At 71.5% G+C, this 15,473-nt stretch carries 13 protein-coding genes; 5 read left to right on the forward strand and 8 right to left on the reverse strand.

The genetic code is table 11. From position 1 onward, the window contains the following. The first annotated feature begins 1 nt into the window (after window position 1). Window positions 2-1,192 (forward strand): ABC transporter permease, encoded by a 1,191-nt coding sequence (locus D9R14_RS11825; protein WP_121623536.1) that lies wholly within the window; start codon window positions 2-4, stop codon window positions 1,190-1,192. Between the two features lie 111 nt (window positions 1,193-1,303). After that, on the forward strand, window positions 1,304-1,813 hold the full coding sequence (locus D9R14_RS11830; RefSeq protein WP_121623537.1) for a sterol desaturase family protein: 510 nt from the start codon (window positions 1,304-1,306) through the stop codon (window positions 1,811-1,813). Window positions 1,814-1,816: 3 nt separating this feature from the next. Here the strand turns inward: D9R14_RS11830 and D9R14_RS11835 are convergent, their stop codons facing one another. The 4 genes from D9R14_RS11835 to crtY are packed head-to-tail and all read right to left on the reverse strand — an operon-like array spanning window position 1,817 to window position 6,667. Then, window positions 1,817-3,067, reverse strand: a complete 1,251-nt coding sequence (locus tag D9R14_RS11835; RefSeq protein ID WP_147453011.1) for a glycosyltransferase — start codon at window positions 3,065-3,067, stop codon at window positions 1,817-1,819. Then, on the reverse strand, window positions 3,064-3,999 hold the full coding sequence (locus D9R14_RS11840) for a phytoene/squalene synthase family protein (protein WP_121623539.1): 936 nt from the start codon (window positions 3,997-3,999) through the stop codon (window positions 3,064-3,066). The genes D9R14_RS11835 and D9R14_RS11840 overlap by 4 nt, the downstream gene beginning before the upstream one ends. Continuing rightward, complete coding sequence (locus D9R14_RS11845; RefSeq protein ID WP_245420759.1) at window positions 3,996-5,513, reverse strand: phytoene desaturase; 1,518 nt, start codon at window positions 5,511-5,513, stop codon at window positions 3,996-3,998. Before D9R14_RS11845 ends, D9R14_RS11840 begins: the two co-directional genes overlap by 4 nt. Continuing rightward, a complete protein-coding gene (crtY, locus tag D9R14_RS11850) occupies window positions 5,510-6,667 on the reverse strand; it encodes a lycopene beta-cyclase CrtY (RefSeq protein ID WP_121623540.1) in 1,158 nt (385 codons plus the stop codon). The genes D9R14_RS11845 and crtY overlap by 4 nt, the downstream gene beginning before the upstream one ends. A 223-nt stretch (window positions 6,668-6,890) precedes the next feature. Between crtY and uxuA the strand changes: the two genes are divergently transcribed. From uxuA to pepN, 3 genes are all read left to right on the forward strand, one after another. Further along, window positions 6,891-8,111 (forward strand): mannonate dehydratase, encoded by a 1,221-nt coding sequence (gene uxuA / locus D9R14_RS11855; RefSeq protein WP_121623541.1) that lies wholly within the window; start codon window positions 6,891-6,893, stop codon window positions 8,109-8,111. A 73-nt stretch (window positions 8,112-8,184) separates the two neighbouring features. Further along, window positions 8,185-9,021 (forward strand): sulfite exporter TauE/SafE family protein, encoded by an 837-nt coding sequence (locus D9R14_RS11860; RefSeq protein ID WP_121623542.1) that lies wholly within the window; start codon window positions 8,185-8,187, stop codon window positions 9,019-9,021. Window positions 9,022-9,140: 119 nt separating this feature from the next. Next, window positions 9,141-11,771 (forward strand): aminopeptidase N, encoded by a 2,631-nt coding sequence (pepN, locus tag D9R14_RS11865; protein ID WP_121623543.1) that lies wholly within the window; start codon window positions 9,141-9,143, stop codon window positions 11,769-11,771. A gap of 93 nt (window positions 11,772-11,864) precedes the next feature. On the opposite strand, the gene D9R14_RS11870 is transcribed toward pepN, so the two are convergent. The 4 genes from D9R14_RS11870 to D9R14_RS11885 all read right to left on the reverse strand — a co-directional run bounded on the left by D9R14_RS11870 (window position 11,865) and on the right by D9R14_RS11885 (window position 15,459). Continuing rightward, on the reverse strand, window positions 11,865-12,611 hold the full coding sequence (locus D9R14_RS11870; protein WP_121623544.1) for a sulfite exporter TauE/SafE family protein: 747 nt from the start codon (window positions 12,609-12,611) through the stop codon (window positions 11,865-11,867). 221 nt (window positions 12,612-12,832) lie between these two features. Further along, on the reverse strand, window positions 12,833-13,993 hold the full coding sequence (locus tag D9R14_RS11875) for a UxaA family hydrolase (protein ID WP_121623545.1): 1,161 nt from the start codon (window positions 13,991-13,993) through the stop codon (window positions 12,833-12,835). Further along, window positions 13,990-14,286 carry a UxaA family hydrolase gene (locus D9R14_RS11880; protein WP_121623546.1) on the reverse strand — a complete coding sequence of 99 codons (297 nt, stop codon included), beginning with the start codon at window positions 14,284-14,286 and terminating at the stop codon, window positions 13,990-13,992. The genes D9R14_RS11875 and D9R14_RS11880 overlap by 4 nt, the downstream gene beginning before the upstream one ends. Window positions 14,287-14,415: 129 nt before the next feature. Then, window positions 14,416-15,459, reverse strand: a complete 1,044-nt coding sequence (locus tag D9R14_RS11885; RefSeq protein WP_121623547.1) for an Ldh family oxidoreductase — start codon at window positions 15,457-15,459, stop codon at window positions 14,416-14,418. Window positions 15,460-15,473 lie beyond the last annotated feature (14 nt).

Genomic DNA, 15,473 nt, shown 5'->3' on the forward strand with positions numbered 1-15,473 from the left:
CATGGTGCTCGCCATCATGCGCGCCCAGGCGCTCACAACCTTGCGCGACCGCGGCGCGCTGGCCATGACCTTCGTGCTGCCGCCGCTGCTGTTCCTGCTGTTCGCGGCGATCTTCGCCGGTGCGGGCGGCGATACGGCGCGCGTCACGGTGGCGGTGGCGCAGACCTCCGACGCGCCCGCCGCCGCCGCTTTGATCGCCGCGCTCGCCGAGGCGCCGGACCTCGACGTCACCCGCGTGCCGGAGGCGGACGTTGAGGCGCGGGTGGCCAGCGGCGCGGCCGACGTGGGCCTCGTGGTGCGCGGCGACCCCGCCGCCGCCACCGACAAGCCGCCGCTGCTGATCCTCGCCGATCCCGGCCGCCAGGTGGCGGGGGCGATCCTCATGGCGCGGCTCCAGCGCGTCTTGGGCTACCAGCTTCCCGGCATCGCCATGCGCCGGGTGGCGGCGCAGCTCCAGGTGCTGGTGGGCGAGTTCACGCCGGAGCAGAAGGACCGCCTGGAGCAGTCGGTGGCGAGGGCTCCGGAACTGGTGGCGGACGGCGCCGTGGACCTGGTGGAGCGCCGGCCGGTGGCGCGCCTGAAGGACGAGCCGGCCGTGACCTATTATGCCGGCGCCATCGCCATGCTGTTCCTGCTGTTCTCCGCCGTGCTGGGCGCCGCGAGCCTGGTGGACGAGCGCCGCTCGGGGGTGTTCGACCGGGTGGTGATGGCGAAGGGCGGCCTTGTCGCCCTGGTCACCGGCAAGATGGCGTTCCTGGTGATCCAGGGCCTCGCGCTGTCCGCCGTGCTGATGGCGGTGGCGGGCCTGGTCTACGGCGTGCCGGTGCTCGCCAATCTCGGGCCGCTCATTGTGGTGTCGCTGGCGGCGGCGGCCTCCGCCGCCGGCATCGCCCTGCCGCTCGCCGCCGCCTCGCGCACGCGCCACCAGGCGCAGACGCTTTCCACCTTCGCGGTGCTGCTGGTTTCGGCCGTGGGCGGAAGCATGGTGCCGCGCTTCCTGATGCCGCACTGGCTGCAGGAGGCCGGCACCCTCACGCCGACCGCCTGGGGCATCGAAGCGTTCCAAGGTGCGCTCTGGCGCGGGGATTCGCTCGCCGCGCTTTTGCCTTCGCTCGCCGTGCTCCTTATATTCGCAGGTGCGGGATGGGCGCTGTCGGTGCTCCTGGTGCATCGTTCCGTGCGGCTCGGCTGAGGCGGAGCCGGATTGATCTGGAGCAGCGCGGCGTCCGCTGGTGCCGCTAGACTACCCGCACTGCCGCGTGCCTGAGGCCGGCCGAAAGGCCTGGGCCATGAGAAGAAGGCCATGACCATTCTCGTCAACGTCCTGATCGTCGTCGCCACCGTCGCCGCCATGGAAGGCGTCGCCTGGGCGGCGCACAAATACGTCATGCACGGCTGGGGCTGGGGCTGGCACAAGTCGCACCACGAGCCGCGCCATGGCGCGTTCGAGCGCAACGACCTCTATGCGGTGCTGTTCGCGGCGCTCGCCATCATCCTGATCTATGTCGGCCGCAATGACGGTGGCACGCTCCTGTGGATCGGCGTGGGGATGACGGTCTACGGCTTCCTCTATTTCTTCGTGCACGACGGGCTGACCCACCAGAGGTGGCCGTTCCGCTACGTGCCGCGCCAGGGCTACCTGAAGCGCCTCGTGCAGGCGCACCGGCTGCACCACGCGGTGGAGGGCAAGGAGGGCTGCGTCTCCTTCGGCTTCCTCTACGCCCCTTCGGTGCCGGCGCTGAAGGCGAAGCTCAAGAAGCTGCACGGCGGCAGCCTGAAGAATTCCGACATCAATTCGGAAGCGGCGGAATAAGCCTCACCGGGGGACCGCGCCCTCGATCAGGTCCGCCGCCCGCACAACCCCGCCCCCGTCCGCCATGGCCGCTGCGACGCGCCGCGCCGCCGCTGCGAAACCCGGCTCGCCGAGCACCGCGCCGAGCGCGTCCTTCAGGCGGCGCCGGCTGAGCTTGCCGGCGGGAACCACCTTCGCCACGCCGTGATAATCGAGCCTCGACGCGGTCGCCGGCTGCTCGAAGGCGATGGGCACCGCCACCAGCGGCACGCCGGACGCCATGGCGTCCAGCACCGTGTTCATGCCGCAATGGAGCACAGCGGCCCGGCAGCGCGCCAGCACCTCTGCCTGGGGCACGAACGCGCGCACCTCGCAGAGCGCCTCAAGCCGGCTGACCTCGTGCGGCGCCAAGAGCCCGCCATGGGCGATCAGCAGCCGCACGCCGAGATCGCGCGCCCCTTCCGCCACCTTCAGGAAGATGTCCGCCCGCGCCCCCTGGAGCGTGCCGAGCGAGCAGAACACCAGCGGCCGCCCGTCGTCCGGCGCGAGGTTCAAAGGCTCCACCGGCACCGGGCTCGCCCCGTCGCGCCACGGGCTGCCATAGTGGAACGTCGCGGGCAGCTCCTGGCGCGGGAAGTCCAGCGCCTGCGGCACCTGGGAGACCGTGAGCAAAGGCGAGAAGCCCTGGTCGGCGAACGGGTCGAGGCCGAACGCCGCGCCGTGGCGCATCAGCACCTTGCGCACGGGGCGCATCAGCAGGTCGGTGACCTGGTAGCCGCCCTTGTTCATGACGAGGCCCTTCTCGCTCAGATCGTAGGGCCAGGGCACGAAGGGCGGCGGCACGGTGGGCTCGCGGTTGAGCGGCAGCGCGGTGGCGGTGGAGATGAAGGGGATGCCGAGATGGCGCGCCACGAGGCCGCCCGCCGCCTCGGTCTGGTCGGCGATCATCGCCTCGGCGCCGATCGCGCGCAGCGCCCCGGGCAGGTCGCGGCACAGCATGTCGGTCTGGGCGGCGGTCGCGCGCAGCGTGCCGAGGAGGCCGAGCAGGCCGGTCGGCTTCGCGAGGCGGTCCACATAGGCCTTCAGCGCGCCCGGCGGATAGTCGCGCGCGCCCACCGCCTGGAAGCCGGCGCCCTTGCCGTCCACCAGCTTCGCCGCATCCGCCATGTGCAGGAAGGTGACGCGGTGGCCGCGCCGGCCGAGCTCGCGCGCCAGCACCAGAAGCGGATTGAAGTGGCCCGGCAGCGGCGGGGCGACGACCGCGAAATGGGTCATGAAGGCCGTGTCCACAGATGGGTGGGCCGCGCCGGCGCGGGCCCGGCGACGCGCGAGGCGAGCGCCGCGGCGACCCCGCCGGCGAGCAGGCGCAGCTTCTCGGCCTTCGAGGTGGAGGCGCGCGCATCCCACGCCCGCGGGCCGGCGGCGCGCACCTTGGTGCCGATGGCGCGGTAGACCGCGCGCGCCGTGGCGATGGCGGAGGCCGAGCGCAGCGGCAGAGCGCGGATGCCGATCAGCGCCTGGTCGTAATAGGGCTCCGCCATGTCCAGCAGCCGCGCCGTCACGGCCGCGACCTTCTCCCGGTTCTCCGGCGCCGCCACCCGGTCTTCCGGAATGCCGGCCTCGGCGAGGAAATCCGCCGGCAGGTAGAGCCGGCCGATGCCGGCGTCCTCGATCACGTCGCGCGAGATGTTGGTGAGCTGGAAGGCGAGGCCGAGGTCGCTTGCCCGGTCGAGCACCACCTCCTCGCGCGCGCCCATGATGAGCGCCATCATCACGCCGACGACGCCCGCCACGTGGTAGCAATAGGTCAGCGTGTCATCGAGGCGCTCGTAGCGCCGGCCCTCCACATCCATGCGGAACCCCTCCAGGAGCTGGAGGGGGTAGCGCTCGGGAATGTCGTTGCGGGCGACCACCTCGGCGAAGGCGGCGAATGCCGGATGGGCCGAGGGCGCGCCACCATAGGCGCGGCGCGTCTCCTCATAGAGCGCGTCGAGCCGCTCGGCCGGGGTGCCGGCCATCTCGGCGCGGCCCATGCCCAGTATTTGCCCGTCCACCACGTCGTCGCAATGGCGGCACCAGGCATAGAGCATCACCGCATCCGCCCGCGTGCGCGCGTCGAACAGGCGCGCGGCGGCGGCGAAGCTCTTCGAGCCCTGCGCGATGGATTCTTCGCTTGCGGCGAGGACCGTCCCGCTCGGCTCGCTCACGCTTGCGCCCCCGCAAAGTCGGCGACGATCAGCGAGGCGGTGGCCTTGGCCGAGCCCACCACGCCCGGCACGCCCGCCCCCGGATGGGTGCCGGCGCCGGTGATGTAGAGATTGGCGATCTTGTCGTCGCGATTGTGCGGCCGGAACCATGCCGACTGGGTGAGGATCGGCTCCACCGAGAAGGCCGAGCCGAGATGCGCGTTGAGCTCGTCACGGAAGCCGAAGGGCGTGAGCACGCGGCTGGTCACCAGCGCGTCGGTGAGGCCCGGCAGCAGGCGCCGCTCCAGGGACGCGAGGATGCGGTCGCGGTAGAGCGGCGCCTCCTTGTCCCAGTCGATGTCGGCCTTGCCCAGGTGCGGCACCGGCGAGAGCACGTAGAAGGCGGTGCAGCCCTCCGGCGCCAGCGACGGGTCGGTGACGGTCGGGGCATGGAGATAGAGCGAGAAGTCCTCCGGCACGTCCGGCCCGCTGAAGATCTCGTTGACGAGACCCTTGTAGCGCGGGCCGAACAGCACCGTGTGGTGCTGCAGGTGGTCCCAGGTGCGGTTGGCGCCGAAATAGGTCACGAACAGCGACATGGAGTGGCGCTTGGCCGCGAGGCTCTTGCCGTAGCTGCGCCCGCGCGCGCTGCCGCGCATCAGGGTCCGGTAGGTGTGGACCACGTCGGCATTGGAGGCAACAAGGTCGAAGGGCAGCATCTCGCCGCCCTCAAGGCGCACGCCGGTGGCGCGGTCGCCCGCGATCACGATCTCGTCCACCGGACAGGAGAGGCGGATGGTGCCGCCGATCTCTTCGAACAGGCGCACCATGCCCGCGACCAACGCCCCCGTGCCGCCGCGCGGGAAGAACACGCCCCACTTGCGTTCCAGCGCATGGATGAGCGCGTAGATGGAGGAAGTGGAGAAGGGATTGCCCCCCACCAGCAGCGAATGGAACGAGAAGGCCTCGCGCAAATGCTCGTTCTCGATGAATGTCGAGACCATGGAATAGACCGAGCGCCAGGCCTGGAGCTTCATCAGGTTCGGCCCGGCCTTGATCATGTCGGACACGTGCAGGAACGGCACGGCGCCGAGCTTGAGATAGCCTTCCTCGAACACCGCGGTGGAATAAGCGAGGAAGCGGCGATAGCCCTCCACGTCCTTCTGCGAGAAAGCGGCGATCTGGGCGTCCAGCGCCGCCTGGTCGTTCACATAGTCGAACTGCGCGCCGTCCTCCCACAGGAGGCGGTAGAAGGGCGCGACGGGGATCAGCTCCACATAGTCTTCGAGCCGCTTGCCCGCCGCCGCGAACACCTCTTCGAGGCAGGTGGGATCGGTGATGACGGTGGGGCCGCCGTCGAAGGTGAAGCCATCCTGCTGGTAGACGTAAGCGCGCCCGCCCGGCTTGTCGCGCTTCTCGAACACGGTGGTCGCGAAGCCGGCGGCCTGGAGGCGGATGGCGAGCGCGAGGCCGCCGAAGCCGGAGCCGATGACGGCGGCGCGGCGGGCGCCGGAAAGGGCGGGGTCGGGCATCATGGGGAAGGCGTCGAACCTCTGGTCTCGGTCAGGCAGCGCACGGCGCGCAGAAGGGGTACGGGCGGGCGGCCCGTGAGGATGCGTGCCTGGTCCGCCAAAGTGAGCCGGCCGGCATAGAAGCGGGCGATGAGGCCGGGCGAGAGGCGGTAGAAGCGCGCGAGGATGCGGTAGCGCTGCGCCGGCTCGGCGGCGCGGAACAGCATGCGGTTCAGCAGGCGGAAGAAGCCGCGGCTCTCCCACCGTTTCACCGCGAAATCGCGCGTCGCCGCTGCCAGCGCCGGCCCGGAAAGGTCCGGCAAGGTGGAGACGTGGCCGGCGAGCGCCACCGCGTCCGGCAGCGAATAGCCGGTGGTGGGGTGGAACAGCGCCGCCCTGAGACCGCTGCGGGCGACGCCCGCCGGCCCCTCGCCGAGGAAGGCCGCGATGTCGCCGCCGAGCGCGATGGGCAGCACGCCCTCCTCCGATCGCGCCACCTGCCCGCGCCAGCCCATGCCGGCGGCGTACGCGATCACCCGCGCGCGCACCGCCTCGGCGGACAAATCTGGGCCGTCGGCATAATAGGTGTCCTCCACCAGCAGCGTGTCGGCGTCCAGCGGCAGCACATAGACGAAGCGGTAGCCGTCGAGCTGGGTCACCCGCGCATCCATGATGATGGGCCGGGTGAGGCGGTGCGGGCGCTCCAGGCGCAGTTCGAGGCCGACGAATTTCTGCCAGCCGAGGTCCAGATGCCGGCTCGGCGCCGCGCCGCGGCCGTCGATCACGGCCCCGGCGTCGAGCCGCGTGCCGTCCTCCAGCACCACATGGTCCGCCGCGACCGTCGCCACCGGGGCGCCGGTGCGGATGCGGTCGGCGAAGCGCCCGGCGAGGGCGGCGGCGAGGCGCGCCGACGATATGCTGGCATAGCCGCCCGGCAGCGTGCGCGAGAAGCCCGGGAAGTGCACGTCGGTGCCGGCCCAGGAGGCGGCGAGGAAGGGGGCGAAGAAATCGCGGTCCGCCGCGCCCACGTCGCTTGCGTGGAACGACCAGGTGTGGTTGCCGCCGAGCGCGTCCCCCGCCTCCAGGACGGTGAAGCGCACCTGCGGCCGCCGCTCCGCCAGCCGCGCGGCGATCAGACCGTTGGCGAGGCCGCCGCCCACCAGAAGGATGTCGTCCATCACCCGCCGATCCGAACCCGCCGGTTGCCATGGCGCGCCAGCACAGCGCACGCGGAGGCAATAGCCGGTTCGGCCGTCCCGTGCCACCTCCCAAACGGCGGAGCGCGCGGGCGTTTTGACACCGCGTGACGACTGCCATACCAGTGTCGGCCAGCGCGTCGGAGCTGCCCCTCATCCAAGGCGGTGCCGAGCCTGCGTCAGTTTATGGAGCGGGAGCAAGGGGATGCGTCAGACGTGGCGGTGGTTCGGCCCGAAGGACATCGTGCCGCTTTCCGCGATCCGGCAGGCGGGCGCGCAGGGGGTGGTGAGCGCGCTGCACCACGTCGCCACCGGGGCGGTATGGACCCGCGCCGAGATCGCCCAGCGCAAGCGCAAGGTCGCCACCCACGCCGACGGCACGCCCACCGGCCTCACCTGGGACGTGGTGGAGAGCCTGCCCGTCTCCGAGGACATCAAGCGCCAGACCGGCTCCTTCCGCGCCCACATCGCCAACTACAAGACCTCGATGGAGGCTCTGGCGGCGGAGGGGCTCACCACCGTCTGCTACAATTTCATGCCGGTGCTGGACTGGACCCGCACCGACCTCGCCTTCCGCGTCGACCATGGCGGGCGGGCCATGCGCTTCGACCTCGCCGACTTCGCCGCCTTCGACCTCTTCATCCTGGAGCGGCCCGGCGCGGCGGAGGATTTCGGCGACGCGCTGAAGGACGAGGCGGCGCGGCGCTTCTCGGCCATGGACGACGATGCCAAGGCGGCGCTCGTGCGCAACCTCACGGCCGGACTGCCGGGCGCGGCGGACGGCTGGACGCTCGACGGCCTGCGCGGCCAGCTCGCGCTCTACGACACCCTGTCGGCGGAGCGGCTGCGGGCGCATCTGGTGGACTTCCTCGCCGAGGTGGTGCCGACGGCCGAGAAGCTCGGCATCCGCCTGTGCTGCCACCCGGACGACCCGCCCTTCCCGCTGCTCGGCCTGCCGCGCATCGTCTCCACCGAGGCGGACTACCGCGTCTTCCTTGACGCCGTGCCGAGCCCGGCGAACGGCGTCACGCTGTGCTCCGGCTCGCTCGGGGTGCGGGCGGACAACGATCTGCCGGGCATGGCGGAGCGGCTCGGCCCACGCATCCATTTCGTGCATCTGCGCAATGTCCGCCGCGAGGCGATGGCGGACGGCATCCGCGCCTCGTTCCATGAAGACGAGCACCTGAGGGGCGCGACCGACATGGTGGCCACCATCGGCGCCCTGCTGAAGGAGGAGGCGCGGCGCCGCGCCGAGGGCCGCGCCGACGCCGAGATCCCGTTCCGCCCCGATCACGGCCAGGACATCCTCGACGACATCGGCCGCGGCGGCCAGCCGGGCTATCCCGCCATCGGCCGCCTGAAGGGCCTCGCCGAGCTGCGCGGCATCATGACCGCGCTCACGCACGCAAGCGTCCGCTACGGCTGAGGGCGGCTTCGCAAACGGCATTCCCCCCGCCGGGACACGGTGCGATGCTTCGGGTGATCCGGGGGGATTCGCCATGACCACAGCGCCCACCGCGCCCATCGCGCCGACCGTCGCGCCCACGCCCGCTCGCCTTGCGGCGGGGTTCCTGGCGGGGCTCGCCATCGGCGGCCTCGGCGGCCTGATCGGCCTCGGCGGCGCGGAAATCCGCCTGCCGGTGCTGATCGGCCTCGGCTTCGACGCCCTGCCGGCGGTGATCCTCAACAAGGCGACCAGCCTCGTGGTGGTGCTGTGCGCCTTGCCGTTCCGCGCCGCCGCGGTGCCGGTCTCCACCATCGCCGACCACTGGGCAATCCTCGTCACGGTGCTGTCGGGCAGCCTCGCCGGCGCCTATGTGGGCACGCACCTCGCCTCCCGCTTCGCCTCGCGCACGCTGTTCCGCGTCATCTGCGTGCTCATGGTCGTGACGGCCGCTTTGCTGTTCCTGGGCGACGAGATGCCGCGCCACCATGCGCTGCTCGCCCAGCCGTGGCGCGGCATGGCCGGCGTCGCGGCGGGGTTCGCCATCGGCATGGTGGTGTCGATGATGGGAGTGGCCGGCGGCGAACTCCTGGTGCCGACCTTGGTGCTGCTGTTCGGCATCGACGTGAAGACCGCCGGCAGCCTCTCCCTTGTCATCGCCCTGCCCACCATCCTGGTGGGCTTCGCCCGCATAGGCGCCGACGAGAGCCTCGCCGTGCTCAAGGCGCAGAAGGTGTTCCTCATGGCGCTCGCCGGCGGCTCCATGCTGGGCAGCGCCATCGGCGGGCTGATGCTGGGCCTCGTGCCGGCTTCTGTGATCCTGCCGCTGCTCGCCGCCATGCTGGTTCTGGCGGCGGCGAAGATCTGGCACCACGCCTCGCGCCTGCCCTGACGCGCATGAGAGGGCCCGCTTTCATCCTCCAGGCCCGCGCACTACTCTTCCGGCCGAACACGGCGCGCGCCGCAGCCCCTGGCGCCGGCCATTTGAGACCCCGATGAGGAGCGCACCCGATGCGTGATGCCGAGCCCCAAGCCGTCCGCCTTGCCGACTACCGTCCCCCGGAGTGGCTGGTGGACCAGGTGGACCTCGACTTCGCCCTCCACCCCACCCAGACCCGCGTCACCGCCCGGCTCGCGCTGCGCCGCAACCCCAAGGGCACGCCCGGCGCCCCGGTGATCCTCGACGGCGACGGGCTGACCCTGGTGCGCCTCGCCATCGACGGCGCGCCGCTCGCGGGCACGAGCTTCGAGGCGAGCCCGGAACGCCTCGTCCTGCGCCATCCGCCGGCCGATGCCTTCACGCTGGAGATCGAGACGCTGGTGGACCCCACCGCCAACACCCAGCTCATGGGCCTCTACCGCACCTCCAACAATTACTGCACCCAGTGCGAGCCCGAGGGCTTCCGCCGCATCACCTACTTCCCCGACCGGCCGGACGTGCTGGCGGTCTACACCACCCGCATCGAGGCGGAGGCGGCCGAGGCGCCGGTGCTGCTGGGCAACGGCAACCTCGTGTCCTCCGGCCCGGTCCTCGGCACCTCGCGGCACTTCGCGGTGTGGCACGACCCGTGGCCGAAGCCCTCCTATCTGTTCGCGCTGGTGGGCGGGAAGCTCGCCAGGGTGGCGGACAGCTTCACCACCGCCTCGGGGCGCCAGGTGGAGCTCGGCATCTATGTGGAAGAGGGCAAGGAGACCCGCGCCGGCTACGCCATGGACGCGCTGAAGCGCTCCATGCGCTGGGACGAGACCGCGTTCGGCCGTGAATACGACCTCGACGTGTTCAACATCGTCGCCGTCTCGGACTTCAACATGGGGGCGATGGAGAACAAGGGCCTCAACGTCTTCAACGACAAGTACGTCCTCGCCTCGCCGCAGACCGCGACCGATGCCGACTATTCCGGCATCGAGGGCGTGATCGCCCACGAATATTTCCACAACTGGACCGGCAACCGCATCACCTGCCGCGACTGGTTCCAGCTCTGCCTGAAGGAGGGCCTCACGGTCTTCCGCGACCAGGAATTCTCCTCCGACCAGCGCTCGCGCCCGGTGAAGCGCATCTCCGACGTGCGGATGCTGAAGGCGGCGCAGTTCACCGAGGATTCCGGCCCCCTCGCCCACCCCGTCAGGCCGGAAACCTATCGCGAGATCAACAACTTCTACACGGCGACCGTATACGAGAAGGGCTCCGAGGTGGTGCGCATGCTGAAAACCCTCCTGGGCGAGGAGGGTTTCCGCAAGGGCATGGACCTCTATTTCGCGCGCCATGACGGCGAGGCCGCCACCATCGAGGACTTTCTCGCCGCCTTCGCCGACGCCACCGGGCGCGACCTGACCCAGTTCGCGCTGTGGTACGCCCAGTCGGGCACGCCGACACTGGAGGTGAAGGGCGCGTTCGATGCCGCCGCCGGCACCTATCGGCTGGACGTGAAGCAGTCCGTGCCGCCGACGCCCGGACAGAGCGAGAAGAAGCCCATGGTGATCCCGCTCGCGCTTGGCCTCGTCGGGCCGGACGGCGCCGATCTGCCGCTGACGCTGGGCAATACTCCGGTGGAGCGCGGCGTGGTGGAAGTCACCGAGCGCGAGCAGAGCTTCCTGTTCACCGGGCTCGACGCCAAGCCGGTGCCCTCGCTCAACCGCGGCTTCTCGGCGCCGGTGAACGTGAAGAGCGACCTCACCCCCGAGGACCGCGTGTTCCTCGCCGCCCACGACCGCGACCCGTTCAACCGCTTCGACGCGCTCCAGGGGCTCGCGCTCGGCCTGCTCGCGAAGGCCGCCCGCGGCAAGGTGGCGGAGGGGGAGGCGGCGCTGATCGACGCCGCCCGGCGCCTGCTCACCGACGCCGCGCTCGATCCCGCCTTCAAGGCCCAGGCTTTGGCGCTGCCCGGCGAAAGCGAGATCGCGCGCGAGCTCGGCGGCGACGTCGATCCGGACGGGGTGTTTGCCGCCCGCAAGGCGCTGCGCCTCAGGCTCGGCGCGGCGCTCGCCGGCCCGCTGGTCGAGACCTATGCCGCGCTCGGCACCGACGCGCCGTTCGCGCCGGACGCCGCCTCGGCCGGGCGGCGCGCGCTGCGCAATCTCGCGCTCGACTATCTCGCCGCCGCCGGCTCAGCCGAAGGCATCGCCCGCGCCGAGGCCCAGTTCGCGGCGGCCGACAACATGACCGACCGCATGGCCGCGCTCGCCGTGCTCGCCCAGCACGACCGGCCGGAGCGCGGGGCGGCGCTCGACGCCTTCTATGCGCGCTTCGAGAGCGACGCGCTGGTGATCGACAAGTGGTTCACGCTCCAGGCGCAGATTCCCGAGGCCGGCACGCTGGAGCGGGTCAAGGCGCTGATGCTGCACCCGGCCTTCTCCATGGGCAATCCGAACCGGGTGCGCGCGCTCGTGGGCGCGTTCGCGGCCACCAACCCGACCCAGTTCAACCGCGCCGACGGGGCGGGCCACGCCTTCCTCGCCGACGTGGTGCTGAGCCTTGACGCCAGGAATCCGCAGGTGGCCTCGCGCCTGCTCTCGGCGTTCAAGACCTGGCGCCAGCTTGAGCCGGGCCGCCGCGGCCACGCGGAGGCCGCGCTGCGCCGTGTCGCCGACACGCCCGGTTTGTCGCCGGACGTCGCCGACATCGCGACACGCAGTCTCGGCTGAGCCGGCGGGCGCGCCGGTTGAACAACCTCGGCTCTCGACCTGGACGGACGGAGGTCGCAATCCTCTGCCCGGCCCGGAGAGCAGCCGCGTTGCTCACATGGCGCCGCGGCGCAGCAACTCCAGCGAGATCACCGCCACCGCGGCAAACATGATGCGACGGAACATCGCCTGGGAGAGGCGATTGCGCATGATGGTGCCGAGGCGCATGCCGGCGAGCAGCGGCACCAGGCCGAGGGTGGAGATCAGTGCCTCGCGCCAGCCGAGCGCGCCATGCGCGACCAGAGTCACCATGAGCGGCACGCCGGTGAGAAAGTAGACCGCGGCGCTGGTGCCGACGAAGACCTCCTTGTCCACCCTGAGCCACATGAAATAGAGCACCAGCGGCGGCCCCGGAAACGAGGACAGCCCGCCGACCACGCCGATGCCGAATCCGGCCAGGGGGTTCCACAGGCGCTCGTTGACGGCAAAGCGCCCGGGGGGCACCGGAACGAGGCCGAGCAGCGAGAACACCAGCAGCGCGGCCCCGAGCACCAGATAAAGCTGGTGCTGGTCGAGGCTCATGAGCAGCGAGGCGCCGATCACCGCCCCCGGAATGAGCGCGATCAGCAGCCAGCGGAAGCGCCCGAGCGCCGGCAGCACCGTCTGCAGCTCCGCCACCTGGACCAGGTTGCTCACCAGCACCGGGATGCTGACGAGGGCGATCGCGCTCGGCACCGGCATGGTCAAGGACAGGATCGGCACGATGATGAGCGGCATGCCGATGCCGATCACGCCTTTGACGAACCCGCCGAGGGCATAGGCCAAGGCGATGAGCGGCAGGGTGGTGGCGAGGGCATCCATGGGGTCGTTCCGCGCCGGCCGGCGGCGCTCCCGCAACGTGAAGTCGGGCGGGCGAAGATCACATCGCCCGATACGCGAATATCTGATGACGATAGCGTTTTCGCCCCCGGCGGCGCCGGGACCGCGGGCGCGGCGGCTCTATGGCAGGCATGCGCCCTCCCCCTGCGCCCGGCGGGCGCCGATCCCCTCGCCTTCCCTCCGCCGCGCCATCTCGCGCCGCCTCACATGGAGGGCAGGAAGCGGCTGATGCAGGTCTCGCGCACGTCGAGAACCTCGCTGGTGGTCAGTTCGCCGGAGGCGACCGAGAGCATGTAGTCGCCGAGCCGCCCGCCCACCTCGGCCAGCGGCTCGCCGCGTTCCAGGACGCCGGTGACGTCGAAGTCCACATTGTCGGCGAAGAAGTCGACGGTGTTGCGGTTGCCGGAGACCTTGATGGTGGTGGACACCACGGAGCCGATGGGATTGCCCACCCCGGTGGAGAACAGGCAGATCTGGCACCCGCCCGCGGCGAGCGCGGTGAGCGATTCCACCGCGGGCGCGGGGGTCGCCATGAAGTTGAGCCCCGCCTCGCGCGGCGCCTCGCCATAAGCGAGCACGCCCACCAGCGGCGACTTGCCGGCCTTCGCCATGGCGCCGAGCGCCTTCTCCTCGATGGTGGTGAGGCCGCCGAGGATGTTGTCCGGGGTCGGGTTCGAGCCGCGCAGGTCGATGCCGTGCGCCATGATCTCGCGCTCGAAGCCCTGCACCGCCTCCAGGAACTGAGCCTTCACCTTCGGCGAGCGGGCGCGCTCGGCGAACAGGTGCTCGGCGCCGAAGAATTCCGAGGTCTCCGAGATGATGACGCTGCCGCCGGCCGCCGCCACCCTGTCGGCGACCACGCCGATGGCGGGGTTCGAGGCGAGGCCCGACGTGGTGTCCGAGCCGCCGCACTCGACGCCGATGACCAGCTTCGACAGCGGGAAGTCCGCCCGGCGCTGGCGCGAGGCCTCGCGCACCAGCCGGGCGGCGGCGCGGGTGCCCTCGGCGATGGCATTGATGGTGCCGCCCACCTGCTGGATAACCACCGAGGCCACCGTCTTGCCGCTGGGGCGGATGCGCTTCGCCAGCGCCTCGGTCATCGCCGCTTCGAGGCCGATCAGCAGCACCGCGGCGACGTTCGGATTGCGCGCGAGCCCGGCGAGCGTGTCGAGGGTGATGTCGAGGTCGCGTCCGAGCTGGCCGCGCACGAACAGCGTCGTCACCGGAATGGTGCCGGCGACCGCCTCCGCCACCTTGCGGGTGACGGGATTGCAATTGTCCATCACCGAGACGACGGCGACGTGGTTGCGCACGCCGACCGAGCCGTCGGGGCGGCCATAGCCGAGGAATGTCGCGCCGCTCATGCCGCCCTCCCGCTCACGTCGCCGCGCGCCCGCAGCGCCTCCACATTGTGCACATGCACATGCGCGCCCGCCGGAATGGCGGCGGTGGCGCGGCCGATCACCTGGCCATACTTCAGGATGTCGGCGCCGGCCGGAATGTCGGCGAGCGCGATCTTGTGGCCGAACGGCACGTCGGCGGAGAGCGTGACGGTGCCGGAGCGGGCGCCGGCGAGCGTCGCCGCCTCGCCGGTGCGGGCGGGGTCGATGAGGGTGGCGACGGTGTCGCCGGGGTCGAGGACGATGGCTCTCGGCATTGCGGTCATTCCTGGGTCAAGCGTTGGAGCGACGGGCGGCTTCGGCGCGCCCGAAGTCGGCTGCCGTCTCGCCGGTCATCGCGGCCGGCGGGTCGGACGTGGACGACGCCACGACAGTGCGGTTCTCCTTCACGGCGCCGGCTCCACGGGCGCGACGTCGAACGGCACGCCCGCCTTTTCGCCGGCGCGCACGAGGTCGGCCACCGTCTCCGGCGGCAGCGGGATGCCGGTGCGCCGGCGCTCCATCTCCAGCGCATGCGCGCGCTCGCCGGGATAGCGGCCCTGATCGCCCGAAGCGGTCTTGTAGGTCTCCATCCACTCGGCGAGGTGGGCGCCATAGGCCCCGGGGCCGGTGGCGAGCGCGGGGTTGACCAGCATCAGGAAGGCGCCGACCCGGCTCGGCGCGCTGCCGCCGGTGGCGGCCATGGGCGGCGGCTTGGCGCCCGAGAGCGAGCCCGCGAAGCACTCCACCAGCATGGCGAGGCCGATGCCCTTGTGGCCCGCCACCGGCAGCATCGCGCCGCGCAGCGCCGCCTGGGCGTCGGTGGTGGGGTTGCCCTCGGCGTCGATGGCCCAGCCCTCGGGGATGGACTTTCCCGCGCGCGCCGCCATCACCACGTTGCCGCGCGCGACGCCGCTGGTCGCCATGTCGAACACCAGAGGCGCACCGCCCGCCACGGGGCTGGCGAAGGCGATGGGATTGTTGCCGATGGCGGCGCCGCGCGAGCCCGGCAGCGCCATCACCGGCGGGGTGGACTGGACCATGAAGGCGAGCATGCCCTGGTCCGCCGCCTCGGCCACATAGAGGCCGAGGGCGCCGAGATGGCCGACATCGTGGAGGATCGCCACCACGGCGCCGGTCTCGCGCGCCCGCGCCGCGGCGGCGTCCACCGCCATGAGGCCGGCGCCCTGGCCGAGCGCCCCGTCCGCATGGACGTGGAGCAGGCCGTTGCGGTCCTCGAAGCGGACATCGGCGCCGGCATTCAGTTCGCCGGCCATCAGCTTGTCCACGTAGATCAGCACGCGGGCGACGCCGTGGGTTTCGATGCCGCGCGCATTGGTGCGCACGATCGCCCGCGCCGAGCGGTCGGCGAGCGCGGGCGCGACGCCGATCGCGGCAAATACGTTCCCGAGCCAGCGCGCGAGCGGTTCCGTTGGATAGGACGTCTTCATTGGCCTTGGCTCCG

The sequence above is a fragment of the Xanthobacter tagetidis genome, assembly GCF_003667445.1.
GTDB classification, from domain to species: domain Bacteria; phylum Pseudomonadota; class Alphaproteobacteria; order Rhizobiales; family Xanthobacteraceae; genus Xanthobacter; species Xanthobacter tagetidis.

Bases quoted from the DNA above. Each gene is read 5' to 3' on its own strand.
- D9R14_RS11825 (WP_121623536.1), top strand. From the start codon at position 2: ATGGTGCTCGCCATCATGCGCGCCCAGGCGCTCACAACCTTGCGCGAC.
- D9R14_RS11830 (WP_121623537.1), top strand. From the start codon at position 1,304: ATGACCATTCTCGTCAACGTCCTGATCGTCGTCGCCACCGTCGCCGCC.
- D9R14_RS11835 (WP_147453011.1), bottom strand. From the start codon at position 3,067: ATGACCCATTTCGCGGTCGTCGCCCCGCCGCTGCCGGGCCACTTCAAT.
- D9R14_RS11845 (WP_245420759.1), bottom strand. From the start codon at position 5,513: ATGATGCCCGACCCCGCCCTTTCCGGCGCCCGCCGCGCCGCCGTCATC.
- crtY (WP_121623540.1), bottom strand. From the start codon at position 6,667: ATGGACGACATCCTTCTGGTGGGCGGCGGCCTCGCCAACGGTCTGATC.
- uxuA (WP_121623541.1), top strand. From the start codon at position 6,891: ATGCGTCAGACGTGGCGGTGGTTCGGCCCGAAGGACATCGTGCCGCTT.
- D9R14_RS11860 (WP_121623542.1), top strand. From the start codon at position 8,185: ATGACCACAGCGCCCACCGCGCCCATCGCGCCGACCGTCGCGCCCACG.
- pepN (WP_121623543.1), top strand. From the start codon at position 9,141: ATGCGTGATGCCGAGCCCCAAGCCGTCCGCCTTGCCGACTACCGTCCC.
- D9R14_RS11870 (WP_121623544.1), bottom strand. From the start codon at position 12,611: ATGGATGCCCTCGCCACCACCCTGCCGCTCATCGCCTTGGCCTATGCC.
- D9R14_RS11875 (WP_121623545.1), bottom strand. From the start codon at position 13,993: ATGAGCGGCGCGACATTCCTCGGCTATGGCCGCCCCGACGGCTCGGTC.
- D9R14_RS11880 (WP_121623546.1), bottom strand. From the start codon at position 14,286: ATGCCGAGAGCCATCGTCCTCGACCCCGGCGACACCGTCGCCACCCTC.
- D9R14_RS11885 (WP_121623547.1), bottom strand. From the start codon at position 15,459: ATGAAGACGTCCTATCCAACGGAACCGCTCGCGCGCTGGCTCGGGAAC.